Here is a 3,168-nt window from a genome sequence, read left to right on the forward strand (position 1 = left end):
TCTACAAACATAACCAACTTGTCACAAATTCAGACTTATTGTCTGATATATGGTTTCAAAATCAAGTCGAATTGGTTAACTTGGAAGTTCTTGAGAATGAAAAACCATTTCTAAAGGAAAAAAACAATCTATGAAAAAGACAAATTTTAATGTTTCCAGAAGGACATTTCTGAGCCATAGCTCCAAAGCAACCTTTGCTATGGGCATAGGAAGTAGTATGATCGGCTCTGCATTTCTGACCGCCTGTGGTGGTGGAGAAAGTGGAGAAGAAGCGGTTTCTTCACTGAGCACAGGTTTTGAACAAACTCCGTTAGGTTTTGATTATATGGCATTGGAACCACACATCGATGCCATGACCATGGAAATCCACTACACCAAACACGCCGCAGGTTATGCAAAGAATCTTGGAGAAGCTTCATCCGAAGAAAACGTGGATGTTGGCAAACCTTTGGAAGAGGTGTTGATGAATATATCCAAATATTCCACCAAAATGCGGAATAACGGAGGCGGGCATTACAACCATGAGCTTTTTTGGAAAATCATGACCCCAGCGGGGCAGGGAATGCCAAGTGGCAATTTAGCAGAGGCCATCACAGGAGCTTTTGGAAGTTTTGAATCTTTCAAGGAAGAATTCGAAACTGCGGCGAAAACCAGATTCGGATCAGGTTGGGCATGGTTGGTATTGGATAATAATAATTTATTGAAGGTTGGTTCTACTCCTAATCAGGACAATCCACTGATGGATATTTCGGATTTTCAAGGAATCCCATTATTGGGGATTGATGTTTGGGAGCATGCATACTACCTGCATTATCAAAACAGAAGACCTGATTATGTATCTGCTTTTTGGAATGTGGTCAATTGGGACGAGGTAGGTAGAAGATATGATACATTGGTTTGAAATGAACAATAAGTATTATTTTTATAAAAGACGGAGCTTTCGGGCTCCGTTATTTTTTTTGTTAGAATCCCATTTTAGATAAGTCTAAAAAATCACAAATTAGCAAGGTTGGTAATTTTTGTTTGAATTTAGGATAATAACCTTTGATTTTTGTCAATTTTCACAAGATCCGCCGGCATATTCATTGCGTAAGTCATGCCATAAACCAACTTAAATATATTATGAAAAAAAGAACATTGATTTACGCAAAATGGGCGTTTGTTTCGGCAATCGGATTTTTGATGCTGGCTTGCAATGACAACAAAGATGAAGTTTTAGATGAGCCTCAGAGCCAAGCAAGCCTAAGTGCCACGGCACATGACGGAAGTACTAACCCAAGTGGACGTGTCATAGTCAATGGCTTTTCTACAGCCGAATTCAAAGTCGCAACAAAAGATGTGGAAATGCGCTATGCAGCCAAGGCAGATATTCTGGCAGGTATCAGCTTAGGAAATATCACCCTCAAAACCAATGTCAACACTTCCTTGCAGAGTTCAACAGCCAAAGAGCAATCTCTTACTTTGATCAGTGATGGATCTGTACGTTCGAGTACAATGGGTTCCGGCAGTACTCCGGATGGTAAGTATCAGGAAGTGAACTTCAGACTTTTCAAAAATTCCAGTGCACCCCAGTCCGACCCTATGTTCAACAAATCCCTATGGCTGAGCGGTGAGGCGAATGGAAAAGCCTGCATTATCTGGATGGAAGCAGAAAAAATGATCGTTGCAAAAGCTGAGTCCAGTCAGGGCGTAGATGTGGACGGACAATCGGATATGGAACTTGTATTCGATTTGGAAAAACTGTTTGCCAACGTGAATTTTTCCACAGCTGTAGATTCCAATCTACATGGTAAAATTGATATTGGTCCCGGAAGCGTTGATGCCAATGCTGCTATTTTCACCCAAATCGAGAGCAATCTCGAATCAGCAGTAGTGTTTAAGAAAAAATAATTGATTAAATGGTTATCCGTTTTTTTGCCAGTAGCCCAATATTTTTCTACAGACCGGACGGAAGACCGAAGTCGGAAGACCGCAGTACCGGACATTTAGGTCTCCTGCCATGATTGATTTTGGGTTATCAATTTACTGGCATGATTGCGTATATACATTTTGAATTATTAAAAAAGATCCTAGATGGCCGGAAATTCCGGCCATTTTTATTTTATTTTGACCAAAGTTCCAAATCACTCATCTTGATAATATTCAAAGTGAGACAATTTAATCCCAAATAACATATATCATGCAAGATCCCAAAAGCTTAACTTCAGTAGCAGCTTTCCATAAGACTTTCAAACATCCCATCCTTCCCGAACCTCAGATCCCTGATGCCAAGCGATGCCAATTGCGGCTTTCCTTGATTTCGGAGGAACTCAAGGAACTGGAAGAAGGGATACATAATGGAGATATCGTGGAAGTTGCCGATGCCCTTTGTGACATTCAGTATGTATTGTCAGGGGCTATTTTGGAGTTTGGATTGGCTGACAAATTCAAGGAGCTTTTTGATGAGGTGCAAAGATCAAATATGAGCAAGGCCTGCAAAACCGCAGAGGAAGCCCAAATGACAGTTGAGCATTATGCAAGTCAGGGTGTGGATTGTTTCTATGAAAAAGAAGGTGAAATGTTTCTGGTTTTTAGAAAGGATGACCGGAAAACTCTGAAATCGGTAAATTACTCGCCTGCGGATTTGAAGGGGGTATTGGGGAGGTAGGATTTATTAAAATTCATCTGACAAAAAAAATATTCTAATAAAGTGATCTACTCTTTAAATGGATTGAAAATGACAAGCTCTTTCTCAATTACCAACCCATGTTGCAAATCCTCTGTGTATAAAAATTCACAGCCTGAATCTAGTGCCGTTGCCACGATGAATGCATCAAAAAGCTGAAAGTCATATTTTTTAACCAAATCGAAAGATAAAGCGATAGTTTCTTCAGTAATAGGAACATATTTGCATTCCTCCATAAGCTTTGCGATGATTTCAATAATGGAAGCTTTTGGAAACTTCCATCTTCTATTCAAAACATTGATCAACTCACTTAGTGATTGTGAATTGAAAATAGGATTCTGTAAAATCAACTCTGCTGCTTTAGTTCTTCTTTTATCTAAAGAAGAATCCAAAAAATACAATAAAACATTTGTATCAATAGCGATTTTACTCATAATCAGTCGCCTCTTCTCTGCTGAAAAAATATGCTCCTTTACTGTCAAAGGTCAAACCATCAAACTTTT

4 protein-coding genes are annotated in these 3,168 nt (G+C 39.2%); 3 read left to right on the plus strand and 1 reads right to left on the minus strand.

Features of this window, described 5'->3' with window-relative positions; translation table 11 throughout:
- The first annotated feature begins 130 nt into the window (after nt 1-130).
- The 3 genes from ACEW8O_RS13890 to ACEW8O_RS13900 all read left to right on the plus strand — a co-directional run bounded on the left by ACEW8O_RS13890 (nt 131) and on the right by ACEW8O_RS13900 (nt 2,647).
- A complete protein-coding gene (locus ACEW8O_RS13890; RefSeq protein WP_373495226.1) occupies nt 131-901 on the plus strand; it encodes a superoxide dismutase in 771 nt (256 codons plus the stop codon).
- Between the two features lie 221 nt (nt 902-1,122).
- A complete protein-coding gene (locus ACEW8O_RS13895) occupies nt 1,123-1,890 on the plus strand; it encodes a hypothetical protein (RefSeq protein WP_373495227.1) in 768 nt (255 codons plus the stop codon).
- Nucleotides 1,891-2,179: 289 nt separating this feature from the next.
- Entirely contained in the window at nt 2,180-2,647 is a 468-nt protein-coding gene (locus tag ACEW8O_RS13900) for a hypothetical protein (protein ID WP_373495228.1), read from the plus strand.
- 47 nt (nt 2,648-2,694) lie between these two features.
- Here ACEW8O_RS13900 and ACEW8O_RS13905 read toward each other — a convergent pair whose 3' ends face one another.
- Complete coding sequence (locus ACEW8O_RS13905; protein WP_373495229.1) at nt 2,695-3,099, minus strand: PIN domain-containing protein; 405 nt, start codon at nt 3,097-3,099, stop codon at nt 2,695-2,697.
- Between the last annotated feature and the right edge of the window lie 69 nt (nt 3,100-3,168).

Origin of the sequence: Aquiflexum sp. (assembly GCF_041749095.1) — a bacterium.
Taxonomy (GTDB): Bacteria; Bacteroidota; Bacteroidia; order Cytophagales; family Cyclobacteriaceae; genus Aquiflexum.

Bases quoted from the DNA above. Each gene is read 5' to 3' on its own strand.
- ACEW8O_RS13890 (WP_373495226.1), top strand. From the start codon at position 131: ATGAAAAAGACAAATTTTAATGTTTCCAGAAGGACATTTCTGAGCCAT.
- ACEW8O_RS13895 (WP_373495227.1), top strand. From the start codon at position 1,123: ATGAAAAAAAGAACATTGATTTACGCAAAATGGGCGTTTGTTTCGGCA.
- ACEW8O_RS13900 (WP_373495228.1), top strand. From the start codon at position 2,180: ATGCAAGATCCCAAAAGCTTAACTTCAGTAGCAGCTTTCCATAAGACT.
- ACEW8O_RS13905 (WP_373495229.1), bottom strand. From the start codon at position 3,099: ATGAGTAAAATCGCTATTGATACAAATGTTTTATTGTATTTTTTGGAT.